Annotated in this window: 19 protein-coding genes and 3 tRNA genes; 8 read left to right on the forward strand and 14 right to left on the reverse strand. The window is 58.6% G+C overall.

Annotated elements, in window-relative coordinates:
- The 6 genes from NT179_04165 to NT179_04190 form a co-directional block, all read right to left on the reverse strand.
- On the reverse strand, positions 1–141 hold a 141-nt coding region (locus NT179_04165), incomplete at its 3' end, for a GTP-binding protein (GenBank protein ID MCX5721213.1).
- Between the two features lie 86 nt (positions 142–227).
- Positions 228–303: transfer RNA gene (locus NT179_04170), tRNA-Thr, on the reverse strand.
- A gap of 63 nt (positions 304–366) precedes the next feature.
- A tRNA-Gly gene (locus NT179_04175) sits at positions 367–441 on the reverse strand.
- Between the two features lie 77 nt (positions 442–518).
- A tRNA-Tyr gene (locus tag NT179_04180) sits at positions 519–603 on the reverse strand.
- A gap of 327 nt (positions 604–930) precedes the next feature.
- A complete protein-coding gene (locus tag NT179_04185; protein MCX5721214.1) occupies positions 931–1,851 on the reverse strand; it encodes a hypothetical protein in 921 nt (306 codons plus the stop codon).
- A 48-nt stretch (positions 1,852–1,899) separates the two neighbouring features.
- Entirely contained in the window at positions 1,900–3,927 is a 2,028-nt protein-coding gene (locus NT179_04190; GenBank protein MCX5721215.1) for an ATP-dependent helicase, read from the reverse strand.
- A 298-nt stretch (positions 3,928–4,225) separates the two neighbouring features.
- On the opposite strand from NT179_04190, the gene NT179_04195 reads away from it, so the two are divergent.
- From NT179_04195 to NT179_04210, 4 genes are all read left to right on the forward strand, one after another.
- On the forward strand, positions 4,226–5,062 hold the full coding sequence (locus NT179_04195; protein ID MCX5721216.1) for a hypothetical protein: 837 nt from the start codon (positions 4,226–4,228) through the stop codon (positions 5,060–5,062).
- A gap of 72 nt (positions 5,063–5,134) precedes the next feature.
- Positions 5,135–7,294 (forward strand): alpha-glucan family phosphorylase, encoded by a 2,160-nt coding sequence (glgP, locus tag NT179_04200; protein ID MCX5721217.1) that lies wholly within the window; start codon positions 5,135–5,137, stop codon positions 7,292–7,294.
- Entirely contained in the window at positions 7,288–8,706 is a 1,419-nt protein-coding gene (locus NT179_04205; GenBank protein ID MCX5721218.1) for a HEAT repeat domain-containing protein, read from the forward strand. Before glgP ends, NT179_04205 begins: the two co-directional genes overlap by 7 nt.
- A gap of 16 nt (positions 8,707–8,722) precedes the next feature.
- The gene (locus NT179_04210; GenBank protein MCX5721219.1) at positions 8,723–9,169 is read left to right on the forward strand and encodes a hypothetical protein; all 447 of its coding nucleotides are present in this window, start codon (positions 8,723–8,725) and stop codon (positions 9,167–9,169) included.
- A gap of 3 nt (positions 9,170–9,172) precedes the next feature.
- Here NT179_04210 and NT179_04215 read toward each other — a convergent pair whose 3' ends face one another.
- The 4 genes from NT179_04215 to NT179_04230 form a co-directional block, all read right to left on the reverse strand.
- Positions 9,173–9,991: a HEAT repeat domain-containing protein gene (locus tag NT179_04215; protein ID MCX5721220.1), complete on the reverse strand. Its 819-nt coding sequence runs from the start codon at positions 9,989–9,991 to the stop codon at positions 9,173–9,175.
- A 51-nt stretch (positions 9,992–10,042) separates the two neighbouring features.
- Entirely contained in the window at positions 10,043–10,246 is a 204-nt protein-coding gene (locus NT179_04220) for a hypothetical protein (protein MCX5721221.1), read from the reverse strand.
- A 124-nt stretch (positions 10,247–10,370) separates the two neighbouring features.
- A complete protein-coding gene (locus NT179_04225; protein ID MCX5721222.1) occupies positions 10,371–11,039 on the reverse strand; it encodes a septal ring lytic transglycosylase RlpA family protein in 669 nt (222 codons plus the stop codon).
- 262 nt (positions 11,040–11,301) lie between these two features.
- Positions 11,302–11,646: a hypothetical protein gene (locus NT179_04230; protein ID MCX5721223.1), complete on the reverse strand. Its 345-nt coding sequence runs from the start codon at positions 11,644–11,646 to the stop codon at positions 11,302–11,304.
- Positions 11,647–11,847: 201 nt separating this feature from the next.
- Between NT179_04230 and NT179_04235 the strand changes: the two genes are divergently transcribed.
- Genes NT179_04235 through NT179_04250 form a run of 4 tightly spaced genes read left to right on the forward strand, consistent with a single transcriptional unit; the run spans position 11,848 to position 16,493 of the window.
- Positions 11,848–12,828: an ATP-binding cassette domain-containing protein gene (locus tag NT179_04235; protein ID MCX5721224.1), complete on the forward strand. Its 981-nt coding sequence runs from the start codon at positions 11,848–11,850 to the stop codon at positions 12,826–12,828.
- On the forward strand, positions 12,825–13,592 hold the full coding sequence (locus NT179_04240; protein MCX5721225.1) for an ABC transporter permease subunit: 768 nt from the start codon (positions 12,825–12,827) through the stop codon (positions 13,590–13,592). Before NT179_04235 ends, NT179_04240 begins: the two co-directional genes overlap by 4 nt.
- 2 nt (positions 13,593–13,594) lie before the next feature.
- Positions 13,595–15,112: a GldG family protein gene (locus NT179_04245; GenBank protein MCX5721226.1), complete on the forward strand. Its 1,518-nt coding sequence runs from the start codon at positions 13,595–13,597 to the stop codon at positions 15,110–15,112.
- Positions 15,113–15,116: 4 nt separating this feature from the next.
- Positions 15,117–16,493 carry a DUF4340 domain-containing protein gene (locus NT179_04250; GenBank protein MCX5721227.1) on the forward strand — a complete coding sequence of 459 codons (1,377 nt, stop codon included), beginning with the start codon at positions 15,117–15,119 and terminating at the stop codon, positions 16,491–16,493.
- 82 nt (positions 16,494–16,575) lie between these two features.
- On the opposite strand, the gene NT179_04255 is transcribed toward NT179_04250, so the two are convergent.
- Genes NT179_04255 through NT179_04270 form a run of 4 tightly spaced genes read right to left on the reverse strand, consistent with a single transcriptional unit; the run spans position 16,576 to position 20,164 of the window.
- Positions 16,576–17,721, reverse strand: coding sequence for an MraY family glycosyltransferase (locus tag NT179_04255; protein ID MCX5721228.1), 1,146 nt, complete (start codon positions 17,719–17,721; stop codon positions 16,576–16,578).
- A gap of 8 nt (positions 17,722–17,729) precedes the next feature.
- On the reverse strand, positions 17,730–18,803 hold the full coding sequence (locus NT179_04260) for a DegT/DnrJ/EryC1/StrS family aminotransferase (protein ID MCX5721229.1): 1,074 nt from the start codon (positions 18,801–18,803) through the stop codon (positions 17,730–17,732).
- A complete protein-coding gene (locus NT179_04265) occupies positions 18,800–19,441 on the reverse strand; it encodes a PIG-L family deacetylase (GenBank protein MCX5721230.1) in 642 nt (213 codons plus the stop codon). The genes NT179_04260 and NT179_04265 overlap by 4 nt, the downstream gene beginning before the upstream one ends.
- A gap of 33 nt (positions 19,442–19,474) precedes the next feature.
- Positions 19,475–20,164 (reverse strand): WbqC family protein, encoded by a 690-nt coding sequence (locus NT179_04270; protein MCX5721231.1) that lies wholly within the window; start codon positions 20,162–20,164, stop codon positions 19,475–19,477.
- Position 20,165: the final 1 nt, after the last annotated feature.

Raw genomic sequence — 20,165 nt, forward strand, 5'->3', positions numbered from 1 at the left:
GTAGCTGATGAACTTGGCCATGCCCTTGTCCGCACTGACCTTAGTCAAGGCCGCCGTCAACGTCGTCTTGCCATGGTCCACGTGCCCGATCGTCCCGATATTCACATGCGGCTTCCGCCGCTCATATTTCGCCTTCGCCATGCCTTACTCCCTTTCTAAAAATCACCAGAGGTACTATCCCGTCGCGCCGACATATTCCTAGCGCTTCAGGTCGAGCAAGCTCCGTTTGGAGCCCACGACGCGGATCGAACGCGTGACCTCGTCCTTACCAAGGACGTGCTCTACCAACTGAGCTACGTGGGCCAACACTGCATGCCTTCTTCCGCCGCGTCCATCGTATTCGCTCCGAGTCGAGTCAGCTCGGACTGGAGCGGGCGATGGGATTTGAACCCACGACAGCCAGCTTGGAAGGCTGGAACTCTACCACTGAGCTACGCCCGCCCGTCGTCTGCCCACACTCGATGCCGCACAGATCCACACACCGCACTTGATCAAGCTTCCGGTCCCACAGGCCTACATGGTGGGCAGGCAAGGATTCGAACCTTGGAAGCCGATGGCAACAGATTTACAGTCTGCCCCCTTTGGCCACTTGGGTACCTGCCCGAAACGCCATGCATGACAAATCTATATGCACAATTACCGACTTCTTTTTCATCGCATGATGAGGAAAGAAGAGTAAACCGATCCACGCACTTCTCCTCTCTCCTTACAAATAAGGATTTAAGCGGGGAAATGCGGGCACGGCCTTGTTCAGGAAACGCTCGATTCTATTGATCAAGTGCTGCGAAGTCAAGGGCCAAAATCAGAATAGTCTCGTTTCCCTCCGACAACCTCTCAACCCATTGCCCTGACAAACTTCGCCTCACTCCTGACTTGCGACACCGCTATCCTGAGCCAACTCCATTGTGCCATGAATATCCCAGAGATATTTCACGGTGTTAGAGAAAGGGGGGCCTGACTGTCACATTGCCTCGGTCGCTTGCCGCTCTGCTCCGGCCAGGAAAATGCCGCGGCGGCACGGGCAAAAAGACCCGGGGAGAATCCCATGACATCCTTTATGAGTACTGCCGCTTCCTGAGAGGAGAGACGCGATGCAGCAGCCAGGTATCGCTTTTGAGCCACAACCCTCTCCTGAGGATCCTCCGGCTCGTAATACCCTCGAAGAATCCCACCCCTATCGGCAGCCCTGAGACGACGCACCCATTCATCCTGACTCTTCCCTGGCTTCTGAATCGACTGCCTTGTCCCATTCGCCACTTCCAACTGGTTCCAGACCATCCACCCGACAAACACCGCCCAGGTTTCATTGAGGGCCTCCCAGGACTCACGTTCGCTTAAAAACCGTTCCTCTGTTTCACCTCTCCTCTGCACCACCGGCGTGATCAGCACCGCTCCGTAGTGACAATCCTGCTGTACCCTCGCAAACACGAGTATTGGATCTGGCACTGCCCCAGCCGATGCCGCAGCCGCCGTGACTAGATAATCGATATAGGCGTGAAACAGTTCATGGTACAGCGTTTCGATCTCGGCATGGGTGAGCCGTCCGAGCGGACGCAACGTAGCGCCGGCCCCATTAAAGGACAGCGCACGATTGAGCACCATGCGATGCTCGCCGAGATGATATTCGGCGGCATAGGTGCGCAAATCATCGAACTCAAATTGGACGAAGCCAGGCGGGACCTCATGAAGAAACTTGGTCGGAAGACCTAATGTCTGCGCTTCACTGAGCAATTGAGTCCACATCCGACCGGTCAACGGCGGACGCTCTTCCGACAGCCCAACCGCAGGAGCAAAGAGCAATGCTCCCATAAAAAACCCCAACGCGAACACTGTGCGCAACGTCTGCACCATGAGAGTGATCCACGCCGACATTGAGAGGGCTACGACAGGGGGAATCGGTCACTCGTAGCGATCATCGCGAGAATACCAGTCAGGCCGTCCGCCTTCTTCCATCAGAGCCAGCTGATCCAGCAACGCAGGCGACACAGGGCCCAAGAAGCGGGAGGGCTTCGACAGGACCATGCCGCTGCCCCGATCAAACACATTAATGGGATAAGTCAGATATAGATGACGCTTGGCTCTCGTCACGGAAACATAAAACAGCCGCCGCTCTTCTTCGATCTCCTCATCTTCATCGAACGAATAGACCGATGGAAACCGTCCATCCAGGATCCACATGACAAACACACATTGCCACTCCAGCCCCTTGGCGGAATGGATCGTAGACAACACGAGCCGTTCAGTATCGCGATCCGACGCCTCAGCGCCGGCAGCGTTTCCGTCCGGCGGCTCCAACGTTAGGTCAGAAAGGAACGTTTCGAGACCCTGATACCGCTCTGCGATCGTCTGCAAATGATCTAAATCCCTCATACGCTTGGGATAGTCGTCGTACTGAGTCTTAAAGATCGGCAGATAATACTCAGAAATCTGATTTACCAGGTGAGCCGGCCGCAGATCGTCGAGCCCGGCAAGACTTTCGAGCGTCAGACCTAAATCCTTCAGCCCCTTCCCGGACCGTCCCGTCATCCCACAAAGGGCCTGATAGGAATTAGCCGATTTCTCGATCGCAGCCATAACGTCCTGCGCCTTCTTAGGCCCGACCCCTTCGATGAGCATCAGCACGCGATGCCAGCTGACGGCATCCAAGGGATTGGCCACGACACGCAAATGGGCCAATAGATCCTTCACATGCGCGGTCTCGACGAACTTACCCCCGCCACGTTTGATAAAGGGCAGCCCATGACGCGACAGCTCGATTTCCAGATCGAACGAATGAAAGCTCGAACGGAACAGCACCGCCATTTCACTGAGCGGGACCCCTTCCTCCCGCAGCTCCAAAATCTTCTGCGCAATAAAGCGCGATTGGGCATTCTCTGCCCCAGCCTCCACCAAGGTCGGCAACGGCCCGTCCAGCTTCCTCGTAAACAAGCGCTTGGTATACTTCTCCGTCGCCTCTTCGATAATGGCGTTCGCCAGATTCAAAATCGGCTGGGTGCTACGGTAGTTTTCTTCGAGCTTATAGATGACGGTGCCGGGGAACAGCGACGGGAACTCCATAATGTTCTTGAAGGTCGCGCCGCGGAACGCATAGATCGATTGCGAGTCATCGCCGACGACCATGACGTTCTGATGGGTGAAAGCCAGATGCCTGATGACATCCGCCTGCAGGCGATTGGTATCCTGATACTCATCGACCAGAATGTAGCGATAGAGGGATGAGATCGTCCGCCTAACCGATTCATCCTCCATCAAGAGCTGCCGCAACAACACCAGCAAATCGTCATAATCCACCAGCTTGCCCCGACGCTTCGCCGCCTGATAACCCTTCTGCAACTGCTCCAGCGCGTCCAAATGACCCGAAAAATGATCGAACTCTTCGACCACGATCTCCGCGAGCGGCCGCAACGTATTCTCGGACTTACTGAACATCTCTGCGATCGTGCCCTTGCGGGGAAACCGCTTATCTTTTTCGTGCAAACCCAACTGGGCGCGAACCAGAGCGATCAAGTCTTCGGCATCGCCCCGATCGAGAATCGTGAAGCCAGGCTCCAGTCCAATGGCCCGGCCATAGCGCCGGAGCAACATATTGGCCACGGAGTGAAAGGTGCCGCCACGGACCCGCTCACTGCGAGCACCGATCAGCTCACCGGCCCGTTCGAGCATCTCCTGCGACGATTTCCTCGTAAAGGTCAGCAATAGAATGTGGGACGGATCGATCCCTGAGTCGATCAAATAGGCCACGCGATAGACCAGGGTCCGCGTCTTGCCGCTCCCGGCTCCGGCAATGACCAAGGCCGGCCCTTCGCCCGCAATCACTGCCGCAAGCTGTTGGGCATTCAGCGCCGCCGCATAGTCAATGGACAGGGCGGGAGCTGGCCCCTGGTCCGGCGACCGTTTCAATACATAGGGAGTGATGTCTCGATTCATGCAGGCAGCTCGTGAGGTGGTCGGGCTGTATAGCACACTGAGGGGGCCCTTTCAAACGAACCAACCGGTCCCAGCAACAGCTCACCAACCTACCAACTCACTCGCAGGATGCTCAAAAAGACCGTCCGGCAAGGCCGCAGCGAGTGAGAATCTGAGGCGGACCCTTTAGGGTACGTTGAGGGGCTGAACGAAGTGAGAACGATGCTGGCGGACTTTTTCAGCATCCTGCACCGCAGACGGCTCTTGGAGAGCGGATGGGAACCTGTATATAATGACACTTCTTTTTTGCGAGGTCATTGTGGGAACGTCAAAAAATCCATACAGCGAACAGCTCCGCGGGATTGCCGAATTGATCCTAGCCGTCGCGGGCGAATCCGTGACCGTCATGAAACGGAATGCTCCCGAGCGGGCCTTGAAATTAAAGCGTCACGAAGAATGGGAAATCTATCTGGAGTTTCTCAAGGTCATGTTCAATCTCACCGACCGGCTCTCCATCTTGTTCTTGCCGATCAAAGAGCAGCCTCAGTTCATGGACAGTCTTGAGGACGCCGTCACCCTACAATTGAAAAACGTGCTCGAACCGGCATTTGGCACCGGCGCCGACCAAACAGAAATCATGCTCACCGTCGGGGCGGCGGTGGCGGAAAGCCGCCAGGCCTATGAGCGCTATCGCTTCCTGGTCACCGAAAACAATCCTGCAAAGGATGAGATGTTGAAAGACTTTGGCGGACGAGTCGCCGAAGCCATGGGCATCGCGGGGAACGCGCAAGTCTCCTCCGCCGCCACGCTCTGCGCGAGCGCCGTGATCCCTGCCATCAAAGCGATCTTAGCTGGAGACGCGCCGCCAGCCACCGCTGGAGCCGCCGCCGCTCCAACAGCCGCCGCTGCGCTACCAGAATCCCAAGGGCCGACGGGGACGGAGATCAAGCTCGTCAGCGTCATGTCGACCATCACAGGGGAAGAAGTCGAAACTCGCTGGGGACTGCACCCGCGATTCCGGCAGGATCTCCCTCCTGATGACGCGCAACAACTCACCAAGCTCATGAATCGAGTGGCGAAAATCCTGGGCGAACGCTACGCCTCCGTGGCCTTCTCCGACGAATGGACGTCCTGGCATAAAGCCGGTCACGCCTAATCGTTCTCGCCAATCGAACGTGGCGGTCCCCTCAGGACAACGCCGACTCCATACCAGCAATCGGGAGGTGCAGTGGATATTCCGCAGACAGCAGCTAGCTTATCGAATGGTATTCCATCAGGCCTCTCACGCCTCATGGAATTGGCCCACAACCTCTGGTGGAGTTGGACCCCGGAAGCCCGTCGGCTTTTCCAACACATCGATCCAACCCTCTGGCTCCTGACGCATCATAACCCCGTCAAACTCCTGGCCGACGTCAGGCCAGACAGGCTTAAACAGCTCGCTGATGATCCCTCGTATATGCGGCAATACTCTGCCGCCCTCAAGATCTTCGACGAGTATCGTCAGAACAAACACAGTTGGTTTAAAACACAACACCGCGATTTGATCTCCCCCACCATTGCCTACTTCTCTGCGGAATTCGGCCTCCATACGTCCATCCCCATTTACAGCGGTGGCCTAGGCATTCTTGCCGGGGACCATTGCAAGGAAGCCAGCGACCTCGGTGTGCCTCTGGTGGGAATCGGGTTCATGTATCCGCAAGGGTATTTCAGGCAGAGGATCACGCCGGAAGGCTGGCAGGAAGCGGCCTACGCCCCGTTCAACCGGGCAGAATCGCCAATTCATCCCGCACTGACTCCATCGGGAGAGGCCTGCCGGATTACGGTCGAGATCGGCAGCCGAGTCGTGGAGGCTGCAGTCTGGAAAGTGCTCGTCGGGCGAGTCCCCCTTTACCTCATCGATACGGATGTCCCGGAAAACAATCCTGAAAACAGAGCCCTCTCTGCTCGTTTATATGGCGGCGATCAAGAGATGCGCCTCTGCCAAGAATTCTTATTGGGTATCGGTGGTGTCCGTATGCTTCGCGCATTGGGCATCACACCAACCGTCTGGCATGCCAATGAAGGCCATTCCGCCTTCCTCACGTTGGAACGCCTTCGAGAATTGATCCTGCAAGGATCGACGCATGAGGACGCCTGCGAGGCCATCCGCCAGAGTACGGTCTTTACCACCCATACCCCCGTGCCTGCCGGTCACGACGTATTTCCGCACCACCTCATGGACCGGTACTTTTCAGGCTACTGGGAGCAACTGGGCCTCTCGCGGGAAGACTTCCTCCGGCTGGGAGACACCCCTGAATCCCAGGGGCATGGCTTCAACATGACGGCACTCGCCATGAGGATGGCCGCCCATGTGAATGGGGTCAGTCATGAGCATGGACGGGTCTCGCGAGAGATGTGGCACCATATGTGGCCCGGGCTGCCGACCGAGCAAATACCGATCCGCAGCGTGACCAACGGCATCCATGCGCCCACCTGGATTTCCCCGGAACTCAACCAGCTCTACGGCAAGTATCTGGGCCCGGAATGGGCGGAGAAATGCGACGACACGACGATGTGGCAGCGGATCCTGGACACCCCAGACCAGGAACTGTGGGCCGTCCGGCAAGTCATGAAACGCAAACTCATGAGCTTCATCCGGGAACGAGCCAGAAGCGGCTGGATGCAGGGGCACCTCCAGCCCTCGCAAGTCTTAACGCAAGGCACGCTGCTCGATCCCGAAGCCTTGACGATCGGCTTCGCCAGGCGCTTCGCCACCTACAAGCGGGCCACCCTGTTATTCCGCGACCTCGAACGGCTGAAGCAATTGCTCCAAAACCATTGGCAGCCAGTCCAAATCATCTTCGCCGGCAAGGCTCACCCGGCCGATGAGCCGGGCCGTTACTTCATTCATGAAGTGTTGAGCTTTTGCGACGACCATAAGTTGGGCGGCCACGTGGCCTTCCTGGAAAACTACGACATGCATATGGCGAAATACTTGGTCCAGGGCGTCGACATTTGGCTCAACACCCCGCGATTCCCCTTGGAGGCAAGCGGCACGAGCGGACAAAAAGCCGCGCTTAACGGCGTCATCAACCTCAGCGTCCTCGATGGCTGGTGGAAAGAAGGCTACAACGGAGCCAACGGCTGGGGCATTGAACCCTTAACCGGGAATCAAGACATCCAGGCGCAAGACCAGCATGACGCGGACCAGCTCTACCGCATGCTGGAACAAGAGGCCATTCCCCTCTTCTATCAACGGGACATGGATGGCACACCCCGCGGCTGGATGCAGCTCGTCAAGGAAAGTATCCGGACCAACGCGCCGCGCTTCTGCACGAAACGCATGGTCAAGGAATACGTCGACCATCTCTATGCGCCGGCCATGATCCGCACCCCCTCGACATGGTAACTAACCGTCACGCCGGACAGCCGCAGCGCGCCTCTGGCAACACCATTGCGGGAGGACTCCATCTGCTCGGGGGCCTCATCTTCAGCGCGATCGTTATAGGCCTGCCCTCAGCGGAGGCAGGCACGCCCACATCGCCCAGCGGCTCAGCCATTGAACGTGAAGCCACAGAATCCTTCAAACATGCCGACTACGACCGGGTCCTGAAACTCTGGCAATCGATCCCGCCAGAGGGCGCCCCCTCGAAACCGCTCATCCGCCTCGCATTCCACAGCTCCCTCAAACTGGGACGGCCGGAAGAAGCCTTCGCCCTCTATCAGCGGTTAGTGCCAACCGATGGTCAGGACGACCCGACCCTCTTACGGCCCCTGGCTCTCAGTTTTGTGACCAGCCATGTCCGCGACTCGCAGGAATATGTCCGGATCGCAGCCTACACGGTGCTGGCGGAGCTCGGCCTCTCAGAGACGCAAGCCATCCTGGAAGACGGCTTGCTCGACAGCTCGGTGCTGGTACGGGCTCGCGCCGCCGAAGCGATCGGCAAAGCCGGACTTGCAGGCAAATCAGGCCCCTTGCTCCGGGCGCTCAACGACGCGACGCCGACCGTACGAATTGCCGCCATGACCGCGTTGAGCGAGGCCAAGGTCACAGCCATCATGCCCCAGCTCATCGCCATCGCCAGGACGGATGACGGACCGGAAGCCGTGTTCGCCTATGCTGCGCTCTACCGGCTTGGCAAACAGGACATGCTGACCGACCTCACCGGCGCGGCGACGCTGCCTGACGCCGATATCCGGATGGCGGCCCTGGGAATGTTGGGACAGCTGAAACGTCCCTCAAGCCTATCGGTCCTAAGCCAAGGCGTGTACGACCCTGAGCCCTCGGTCCGCGCTTTCGCCGCCGGGGCATTGGGAGACTACGGACAGGCCGGCGGGGTCGCACCCCTCACCCATGCGCTGAGCGATGAAAGCAGCAGAGTCCGCGCCGTCGCCGCCGCGAGTCTTGGCAAGCTGGGCATTCGAGAGAACCGACCTTTATTACAGACCCTGACACGCGATGCCAACATGCAGGTGCGGGCCAGTGCCGTGGAAGGGCTGCTCAGGCTGGGCGATACATCGGCGGTCTTGCTCGCTGCAGATTTGGCCAGACACCCGGACCCCTCGATCCGCGCCGCGGCAGCCCATGCCCTGGCCGCCACCTCCGACAAACAAGCCGCCGTGGTGCTGCAGGCGCTGCTACAGGACCAACAACCGCAACCTCGGCTCTTGGCGGCAAAAGCCCTGGGCAAGAGCGCCGCCCCTGTGGTGCCGCTGCTCAAAAAAGGGTTGCAAGACTCGGACGTCGCCATTCGTCTGGCAGCTGCAGGCAGCCTGCTCCAACAGCTTCGCCGTCCCGCAGCCGCCCCCAAAGCCCGTTAGCCGAAAGGATCGCGCAATGTTGAAACTTCTCGGAGCTCTCGTCATGGCCGCCACGTTCTTCGGTCTCGGATTCTATCTCGGCCAACGTCCAGTCGGCACGTTGCAACACAGGATCTTGGACCTCCAACGTTCGATCACAACCCTGTCCAGGAATATTTACGACACCACGATGGGAGACCTTCGCAAACGACAGGCGCTGATCGACGGGAAATCACGGGTGGTACAAGCGAAATCAGAACTCTTGGAGAAGAACTTCGGAGAAGCCGCCAAGCAATTAAGCGAAGCGGCCGACACGCTGGAGGAGGCTACCGCTGGTGCCAAACACGACGACACGACCCTCCCCTTGAAATCGCTCGCAGGGAAGCTCCGAGAACTCAAACTGGAATTGTCGATGGGAAAACCGGTGTCGATCAAGAAGATCGACGAGGTTCAAAGGGAGATCGACCGGCAGATCAATCGCTAACCGCTAGGCGTTGGCAGTCTGCTTCTTCCACTTCGCGAGGATCCGCTCCACCCGCATCCGTACCACCATATCCGGATCTTTCATCAACGGCTTAATCGCATCGCGGCCCCGGTCATCGCCGATCGCCTCAAGCGCCGCCGCCGCAGTCAAACGGGTGAACCAATCTTTGTCGGCCAGCATGCCAATGAGGGGATCGATCGCCTCAGCGCTCTTGATCCGGCCCAGGGCCATGATGGCCTGCTTCTGGACCATCTCGTCTTTGTCCTTGAGCGCGACGACCAGGCGAGAGACCGACGGAGCGCCAAGCTCGACAAGGGCATTGGTCGCATCGTCCTTGAATTCGTCATTTTTCAACTGCAGCATCAAGGGATCGAGAACGCGCTCATCGCGAATCTTCCCGAGCGCCGTAATCACGTACTTCCGCACATCCCAGTCGCGAAGCAACTTAATCAACAGTTCGACGGCGGGAGAACCGATTTGGCCCAGTCCCTCGATCGCCACTTCTCTGACTTGCCAGTCACCGTCACGCAAGGCGCTGCACAACGGCGCCACGCACCGTTCATCGCCCATTTCACCGAGCGTGATGGCCGCCTCGCGGCGCACGACCCAATCAGGATCCTTGAGCAGATCGATCTGGATCTCGATCTCATCCTTGACCTTTTCCTCTTCAAGGACGGCATCTTCCGTCAGTTCCGCCGCCAGCGCAACCGTGGCCGGAGACTCTCCGGTAAAATCAGCCGCCACCTGGTCGGTCAATTCGTCGCTCACCGTCTCTACAACGGTAGGCGTCGCCTGCTCTTCTTTGGATCCTGCTTGTTCCATGGGTACTACCTTAAATAATTCACTCGCCCGTCCACGACCTTGCCGCAGTGACTACTTCTTCGCGGCCGTTTTCTTGCTCGCAGAGTTCTTCTTGCGCAACACGACCGTCCGCCGCTTCCGTTGCGTCCGCCGCAGCCGCTTCTTCAGCGAACGAAGCGCGTCATCCCCTTTAGGATCCTTGTGGCCGGTCAACTTCTCCGCCACCTTCTTTTTCAGTCTGGTTTCGTCCGATTCACTCGCCGTTGTTTTCGCCATCCGGATTCGGGCCTCCCTGTATACCTAATTAATCTAATGTTCTCTCGGATCCCATCGGGAGCTGGCAGTCTAGTGGAGCGCTTCACACCCTGTCAACCGGCGGCTACGCAAAGACGCGAACGAGCTAGGCGGAAACGACCGTCGCCACTTCGGCATGATCGATATGATCGGCTGCCTGCATCCCCGTCAACTGCCGCCCCCTCCGCGAAACCCAGACATCGCCAGGCAGCAACCGAACGGGATAGGCAAGTAACGGAGCCGTCCGTCCCCACGTTGCAGGACTAAATTCCGCCGCTCCTGCCGCAAGCTGCTCGAGCCCCAGAAGGATTGAAATCGATACCGTCTCCATCGATTCTGACGAGAGCAACGCCAGCGGCCGATGCTCGCCCACCAGCTGGACGCGAACCACGGAGAGGCCCCCTGAGAGCATCCCGATCCGAGCCGCGGCCCCGCGTGACAGATCGAGAATCCGCCCGTTCACATAAGGACCCCGGTCCGTGATACGGACATGGACATGTTTCCCGTTCACTAAATTCACGACCCGGACCACGCTGCCGAGGGGCAGGGTGCGATGGGCGGCGGTCAATGCCCCCATATCAAACAACTCCCCGTTTGCTGCCTGCTTGCCATGGAAGGCCTCGCCATACCAGGAAGCCACTCCGCGATCTTCAATTCCCACGTCCAAATGAGACACCCCGGTCGGCACCCACGAGCAGGCCCCCAGCAACAGCCCCAGACTGAGGCTCATCGCCACCAAGAACTGCCGACTCTGTCCATTCATTCGATTGATCATCTCGTACCCCATTTGCTAGTTGAACCAACGGTCCCACAGGACTCAACCTGTGTGTCTCTACTGTACGGTTCAACCGGCAACCCAACAATACCGAGAGCGTAGCCCCCACCCCCTACTTTAGTTGGCGGAAAAAATGGAACAAAGAGGGAATTTGTACAGAAAAGAACTAATAACCAGCGGCAATTCAAGCAGCGCTATGTATTTATAAGAGAAACCACTTACCCCAGTCAACCGGAGAAGGAGCTAGGCTATCCAGGAAGCCCTACTGAAGCTGAATCAAACGGGCAAAGACCCCGTCCCGCTGCTTCACATAGGTCAGCTTCACCATCTCACCCACGCGAATGGCCTGAAGGGGGATCCGTTTCCCCTTTCGGGTGATCCTGGTTTGCGCTGTGACCTTGGCCCCCACCGTCATATCGTTGTGCTTGGACAAGGGGGTCTTCACGACAATCATATGGGGAGTTTGGGCAAGGTTGACCGCCACCACCTGCCCCTGGACCCGGTAGGTCCGCTCACCGGCTGCGGCAGGGTCGGCCACAATAGACAACAGGCCCAGCAACGCAGCGACTGCGCATAGGACCTGTCCCTGTTGACGCGCTCTGGTCACGATGATCGGCTCTCCCTGCAAACCCGTTCAGACGAGCGCGGACTCTAACAGGACGAGGAAAACCTGTAAAGCGACGCGAAGCAGACACGCGATATTGACTGCCCCAACCCGACTGAGTAAGATGCCCACCTGTTGCCAGTCAGGGTGCAATGACCAACCCGCCGGCAGTGTTCTCCAGACTCCACGATCCACTCAGCGCCTATGATTGACGTCCAACAGATCACGAAGCGGTATGGCCACCATACCGCCATCGATCGCGTGAGCTTCTCCGTCGCCAAAGGCGAGGTCCTGGCCTTCCTAGGCCCGAACGGGGCGGGGAAAACGACCACCATGCGCATCCTGACCTGCTTCATGCCGGCCACTGAAGGCAAGGCATTGGTAGCAGGATTCGATTGCGCGGACGAGCCGCTCGAGGTAAAACGCCGGATCGGCTACTTACCGGAGACTCCGCCGGTCTATCTGGAACTGACGGTCACAGAATATCTACAGTTCGTGGGCCGCCTCCGCGGCCTCAGCGGAAAGATCCTCACCTCATCTATGCAGCGCGAGATTGAACGGCTCGGCCTGGGCACAGTGCAACATCGGCTCATCGGAAACCTCTCGCGCGGCTATCGCCAGCGAGTCGGCTTAGCCCAAGCCTTGCTGCACGATCCCCAAGTCTTAATCCTGGATGAACCGACCGTCGGTCTCGACCCGAAACAGATTATCGAGATCAGGGAATTGATCAAGAACCTGGCCGGCTCCCATTCGGTCATTCTGAGCACCCACATTCTTCCCGAAGCCACCGCCGTGTGCCAGCGTGTCGTCATCATCAGCGGGGGACGTATCGTGGCAGAAGATACGCCGGAGCAACTCTCCGCGCGCCTACGCCAGTCCGAAAAGATTTCCCTGACCCTCAAATCTCCCGCTGCGGACACAGACCGACTCTTGAAATCGGTACAGGGGGTCCAGAACGTCTTCACCAGCGGCGCCCCCGGCACGTTTCTACTGGAATGTGAACTCGGTCGGGACGCGCGGGAAGAGGTAGCTCGCCTGGCAGTCACCAGCGGATGGGGGCTGCTTGAACTGAAAGCCATTTCCATGACCTTGGAAGATGTGTTTCTCCAGCTGACGAGAACCGAAGAGGGCCTCGCGCAAGGCGCCGTGGCCGCCTCAGCAGAACCGGCAGGCCAACCAGCATGACGCCAGTCCAAGCCATCATCGCCAAAGAACTGCGTTCCTACTTCGTGTCGCCGGTCGTCTATGTCGTGGGGTCCGTGTTTCTCTTGATCGTGGGACTGCTCGCCTACCTCTACGTGGTCTTTGCCGGAGCCCAGGCGATTCAGTTGATGCAAATGCAGGGGAGCGCCCAGATCAATCTAAACGATCTGGTCTTCCGGAATCTCTTTTCCAGCATACGATTCATTCTGTTGATTATCTTGCCGATCCTGACGATGCGGCTCTTTGCCGAAGAGCGCAAACTCCGCACCTTTGAATTCTTATTGACCTCTCCCATCGGGATCAACGAAATCGTGGCAGGCAAGTTCATGAGCGTCTTCCTCGTCTTTCTAGGCCTCCTCGGACTGACCGGTCTCCTGCCGCTCGTGCTCGCCCTTTTCAGCGACTTCGATTGGTATCCCGTGTTGACCGGCTACCTGGGGCTGGTCCTGCTCGGCGCCCTCTTTCTCTCCGTCGGCGTCCTGGCCTCGGCCTTGACCGAAAACCAGATCGTCGCGGCCTTTGTGAGCTTCGGCCTGCTGCTGGTCCTCTGGCTCCTCGCAGGCGTCAGCTCACTCCTCGGGGATACGGCCATTGGACAGGCCATCTCCTACCTCTCATTCATGGAACATTACGACCACCTGGTGCGCGGGCTGGTCGACACGAAAGACCTCGTGTATTTCTTGAGTGGCCTGGCCTTGATGCTCTTTTTGTCCCATCGAGTCGTGGACTCGACCAGGTGGAAATGAACATGAAGACGATTCCACTGGGCGTAATCGGCATGGCCCTGGCCCTGGCAGGAGCGGTCGGCTATAGCCTCGCCCCGGAAAAACTCTGGCTGGTGACCCTTATGGAAGGGGCGGCCCTCCTCTGCCTCCTCCTCTTTGCGATCGTCCATTTCAGCCGCCTGAAAGCCTTCTCCTCCCGCCGCTCCACTCGTATGGGGGCTAACAGCCTGCTGATGATCCTTCTCTTCGTCAGCATTCTCGCAATCGTCAATTTCCTCGCGGCCCGCCATTCTATCCGGTGGGACCTGTCGGAGAACCAGAACTTCTCCCTCTCTCCGCAGACCTATCGCGTACTGCGGAACCTCCCGCGCGAAGTGCTCGTCACCGTCTTCACCAGAGAAAAAGACCCGGGCTACCAGTCCTATAAAGAACGGCTCGATAGTTATCGGCAAGCCAGCCCGAAGATGACCGTAGAGTTTGTCGATCCGGAACGGCAGCCGAAAATCGCCCAGAACTACGGCATCAACAGAACCGACACGGCCGTATTTGAAAGCGCCGGCCACACCGTCCGCGTCACCTCTCCCTCGGAAGTGGAACTGACCGGGGCCCTGATCCGCGTGTCCCAGGACAGGCAGAAGCAAGTGCTCTTCCTCGAAGGGCATGGAGAACCGAGCCTCGACGATCGGGAGCGAACCGGACTCTCTGCCGCCAAAGACATTTTGCTCAAGCAGGGTTACGACGTCGGCACACTTAGCCTGCTCAAAGAAGCAGCCGTGCCGGATCAGACGGCCATCCTGATCGTGGCGGGTCCCCGCCGCCCTGTGACCACCGAAGAACAAGAACGGATTCACACCTATGTGGAGAAGGGCGGCCATCTCTTATTGCTGATCGATCCGGATACGCAAGCGGATCTCAATCCCCTACTCAAGCAATGGGGCCTGGGAGTCGGCCCGGGAGTCCTGGTCGATCTCCAAGATCGATTGGCCCAAGGCGACCTGACCTCCCTCTTGGTCCGCACTTTCACGGAACATGAGATTACGCAGGACCTCTCTGCCGCCGTGCTCTTTCCCCTCGCGCGCCATATCACCTTCGACGAACAAGCAGGCAAGGCCTGGGACTATGTGCCCCTCGCCAGAACCTCGCCGAACAGCTGGGCGGAAACAGACATCAAGGGCCGCGTCGTCAACCTTGATGAGAAGGAAGATATCAAGGGCCCCCTGCCGATGGCCGCAGCCATTTCGCCCAAGGTGGCGCCGGAAGAAGGCAAGCCCAGGCCGGCCGTCGTGGTCATCGGCAACTCTACCTTCGCCACCAATGCCTTCGTGAACTTTCCCGGCAACAGCGACTTTTTCCTCCACACGGCCGCCTGGCTCGCGGAGGAACGGAATATGATGTCGCTCGTCCCGAAGGATTCCGCGCTCCGACCCTTTACCCCGAATCCCTTACAAGAGCGGGCGCTGCTGTATCTCCAGGTCATTCTCCTGCCGACCGCCATGTTTGTCGCCGGCATCCTGGTCTGGCGCAAGCGCAGACGCCTGTAGATCCATGCGTTACTGGCCCACCATCCTCATGGCGCTCGTCCTAGCCGGACTCGGCCTGTACCTCTACACCGTCGAACTGCCCCAGCGCGAATCGCAGGAACGACAAGACAGCGCCGAGAAGAAGGTCCTGCTCTTCGACCAACAAGCCCTCACAGGGCTCATCGTCAAAACCGACCAGCAGGAACTCGTCTTCGCTCGGACTCCTGAAAAGGGATGGGTACTCACCGCGCCCCTCCATACAGACGCCGACCAGCGGGAGGTCCAGAATCTGATCCGGGCTCTGGTCACAGGCGCCGTCACCCGCGTCGTCGAAAACCAGCCGGCCAATCTCACGCCCTTTGGACTCGACAATCCGATGACCACTGTCACCGTCCTGGCCGGCGCCGCACGAGAGACCTTCTCCATCGGAGATAGCGGCCCCCTCTCCTCCACCCTCTATGTCCTCCGTGAATCGGACCACCAGGTCCTGCTGACGAACCTGGCTCCCAAAGACTTTCTGAACAAGACCTTGATGACCTTTCGCCGCAAAGACCTCCTGCGCGTGGCGCAAGGCGAGGTCGAACGGATCCGCCTGACCTATCCCACGACCGAAATCGTGCTCTATCAAAGCGCAGAGAAACCCAAGAGCAAATGGAAACTTCGCTACCCGATCGAAGGGGAAGCGGATCAAACAGAAGTGCGAACCCTGCTGTTCCGGCTCGAAGACTTAAAAGCCCTGGGCATCATCGATCCGGGCCACGAGCGAGACGCCCTAGCCCAAACACTCACCGTGCCGAAAGTGAAAGTCACCATCCATACGTCCGATGGCGACCAGACGGTCAAGCTCTATCAACCGGACCAGGCCAGCGGCGAAGCCTTTGCGGAAACGAGTCCCACCGGCCCGCTCTATCGCATCAATCCCACCGCGATCAGAGACCTGACCAAGGAACTCTTTTCGTTCCAAGACAAGCGGCTGCTCGGCATCGATTACACCGATATCGCCATGCTCTCCGTCACCACGCCGATCGAACACTATGTATTGATCAATCAACAAAACGAATGGGTACTGGAAGATCAACCGACCAAAACATTGGATCAACAGTCTGTCGACTTATTTGTCAGCCGTGTTGCCAATGTTCCGGCCGAAGAACGGATAATCAAACAGGCGGGCCCCTTGGCGCCATACGGCCTGGTGGTACCGGCTGCAGAATTTATTGCCACGGGGAAAGACGGAAAGATCGCGGGAAAACTCTCTATCGGCAGTCATGCCAACGGGCTGGCCTATGCGATGGGGCAACGGGTCCCTGGCATCTTCCAGATTCGCGCCGACCTGCTTACACAGATCCCTACCAAAAAAGACCTGCTGTCTGCCTCATCAGAGAAAACTTCCCCTTCGCACTAGCAGCGGTACGAGATCGTGCCATGAGATGGGCGGTTTACAGGCAGCTGCTGCTTCCGCTCCAATGCACAGCCGGTCATCTGTATTACTCACGACGGGCAGCCTGCTCAAGAATCGTGATCAGGAGCAGAATGAGCGCCTCCTGAGCCAGCAGCAAAATCGCATCTCTCGTATCCGCGTGGCGCAGCACGATGGCTGACAGGCCCAAACAGATCGTCACGACAAAAATCACACTGACCGATGCTTGTCTGCTGCCAAGAAGCCGCGCGAGACGGTGGTGCAGGTGATCGGTCCCCACATAGTCGATCCATTCCTTAACCGTACTGACCTTCCCCGTCACGATCCTCTCGACGGTGATGTGAATCATGTCGTAAATGAGGATGCCGAAAATGAGCAACGGATTGCTGAACGACACAATGGGGTTATCATCCGCCCAGTTGCCTTTCACGGCGAGACAGGCGAGCGTGAAGCCCAGAAATGTGGAGCCCCCGTCTCCAAGAAAAATCATGGCAGGCCTTTGGCCGGTTCGGAAATTATAGGGGAGGAACCCCAGCGAGGCTCCCACAATGGCCACCGCCAGCCATGCCAGGACCGGTTGATCCGTCTCATACGCGACCAGCCCCATGAAGAAGGCCATGAGTATCGCCAGCCCCGTAGCCAGGCCATCCATGCCATCAAAGAAATTGAACGCGTTCGTGATACCGACGATCCAGAGAAAGGTAAGAAACACATTGAGCGCATTCCCGACCGGCCCAGGCGGAAGCAAATTGAGCAGGACGCCGGAAGAGATGACCAGCCCAGCCGCTAGCAGCTGCGCGGCCAGCTTGACCCATGCCGGCAATTCCCTGGCATCGTCCCAGACCCCCACGACCAATAGCAGTGATCCGGCGAACAGGATTGCGCCCATGTCGCCGAGCAAGGCAGAATTGGCCAACACTGCTCCGGCAAATCCAAGATAGACCGCAATCCCGCCGATCCGCGGGGTCGCAGTCTGGTGGATCTTACGTCCCGCCGGCTGATCGACGAGCCCCCACCTCCTTCCCAGACGCATCATCACCGGAGTCATGGTAAAGGCAGTGGCGAAGGCCAGCAGGAAAATATAGAGCCACCGTCTTCCCTCGACGATGAAGAACGCGCGAACGGGCGGCATCAACAGAATGAGAACGGCGCAGACCCCGCCCATTGCCAACCACCTCACCCATCCTCTCTTGTCCTGAATATCTTGTTCCATGGGTCTCTTTACTGGCTCAGCTCCTCAGCAACCACCTGGATGGTACGGGCGACTTCCTCATCGGTCATCGAAGGATAAATCGGCAGGGACAAGGCCTGCGCAAAGGCTTCCTCGGCTACTGGATATCCCACAAGATCACGATAGCGATGCAACGGACGAAACACCGGACAGCGGCACTGAACCCCTCGCTGCTCCAGCCTGGCGATCATGGATGCCACCGGACCGGCTTCACGAGGCAGCCTGACGACAAACCGGTAGAAGACGTGAGACCGGCCTGTCGGAATGACCGGCAGTCCCAGACTCGTGGAACCGAACGCCGTTCGATACGCAGCAGCAATCGCGCTTCTCCGTTCCAGAAATGAACGGAACCGACTCAACTGGCTGATGCCGATGGCCGCCTGCAAATCCGTCATCTTGTAGTTGAACGCGCGATCGTCCAGGACCGGTTCTTCGTCGTATTCGCGAAGGGCTCTGGCTCGTTCCAGCAAGGATTTGTCATGCGAGAGCAGCATGCCACCTTCGCCGGTGCAGAGCAACTTCGTCGCATAGAATGAACAAACCGTCACGGCGCCAACCGTGCCGACCTGCCGCCCCGCCTCGATCGCACCGAGCGTCTGGGCGCAGTCCTCGATCAAGGGAACCCCGATCGCTTGCAAGCCGGTCAGGTCGGCGGGAAGCCCGAACAGATGAGGCACAATGATGGCGCGGGTACGGACCGATACGGCCTTCTTAACCTCGGCCGGGTCGATCGCATAGCTGTCCGGCTCGATATCCACAATCTTCGGCTGGGCGCCAGCCCGCACGATCGCTAGCCAAGGAGCAGCACAGACGTAGCTGGGCAGGATAACCTCGTCACCAGGGGCAACCCCCAACGCTTTCAGCGCCACTTCCAGCGCAGCAGTGCCGGAAGTGACCGCCACGCCGCCCGCCACCCCCAGCATGGCCGCCATCCCTTGCTCAAACTCCTCCACGCGAGGCCCCTGCGCCAGTTGGCCGGACCCCACCACTGCTGTCAGTGCCTGCAGCTCGTCGCTGCCGACCGTCGGACGTGAATGGAGAATGAGCGGAGAGGGAATCGTCACGGCGTGACCGTTAAAAACATCCGGAGCGGGACAAAGGCCTCCGCATTCGTGACTCGTCCTTGAATCCCCCGAAAATGCGAGGAGGCGCGGATGATGTCCACGATGGTGAGTTTTTCGATATTGGTTTTCTTGATCTGGGAGCGATGGGCGCAGAGAGCCTCGACTTTCCCTTCCAGCACCTGGTCGATGTCCACGAAGGTCGTGGGAGAGAAATTCTGCGTCGTGGGCCCCTCATAGAAGAGGACATTTTTGGTGTAGCGCGCCGCGGTCACCACGCAGGTGGCAAGATTGCGGTGATCCTGGTGCGTATCGTCCGGGTAATGCACAAAGATCACGTGAGGGTCCACCTCGCGGACCACCTGTTCGATCTGTTTGATCAAGGCTCGGTCGACGGCAATTTCCGTGTCATGGAGGCCGCCCCAATAGACCTTCTCGACGCCGATCAGCTTCGCCGCCGCTTCCTGTTCCTGCCTGCGGACGCTGCTCTGCCCCCCCTCTTCCCCTTCCGTCAGCACCATCTGAAAGACCTGGTGGCCGGCCCGCGCATACTTGATGAGCGCGCCCCCGCAGCCTGCTTCGATGTCATCAGGATGGGCGCCCAGCGCCAGCACATGGATCCGACTCGACTGCTCACTCATCGCCGCCTCCCTACTCACTGTCAATTAAACCGCCTACCGAGAGACCCTCGCCTCTCGCAGAAGCCGCAGCGCATCATTCCCACATGTGAGAAGCAAGTCAATGGCTGCCAGGCCTGGCACGAATGGCTCATAGCACTGGACATAGACCGGGGATCGAAAGTCTTGGATCTCCAGCGCGAGGCCCGACGCCTCAAACCGAGGCACATCCATATAGCCGGGAGCGCCGGCTCCGGCCAGGTAATGCGTCGCGCCGACCGTCCGGCAAATATCGATCAAGCGATCGGTGGGCTCTTCCCGCAACGTCATCTCTGACGCCAGTCTCAAGGGGGTCGTGATCCCGAATGCAGCCATCAGCCATTCGAGCACAGCCAGATTGAGGGAAGCCAAGCTGTGCCAGGATTGCTGATAAATGGGCCGAAGCCCCTCCAGAACAGGGTCGCGATAAGCGGCCCGGCTGTAATGCATCTCCAGCGCATGCAGGTGCTTGCTGGGCCAGTCCGATGTCTGGTTGATGCGCACCTCGTTCACACGTTGTCCAAACCGGTGCAGCACGGGCACCGTCAGCCACTGACAGCCCTGAGCCGTCCTGATCCGGTTGCGATTCTGCCACTCGTTTTTCTTGAACTGCACATTGTCCAGGATCACAAATAGATCGGCCTGATCGATCTTATCCAGGTATCCGAGCCAGGGCAAAAACTGAGGCTGATGAATGGCAATCCGCATC

The sequence above is a fragment of the Nitrospirota bacterium genome, assembly GCA_026387665.1.
GTDB lineage: Bacteria > Nitrospirota > Nitrospiria > Nitrospirales > Nitrospiraceae > Palsa-1315.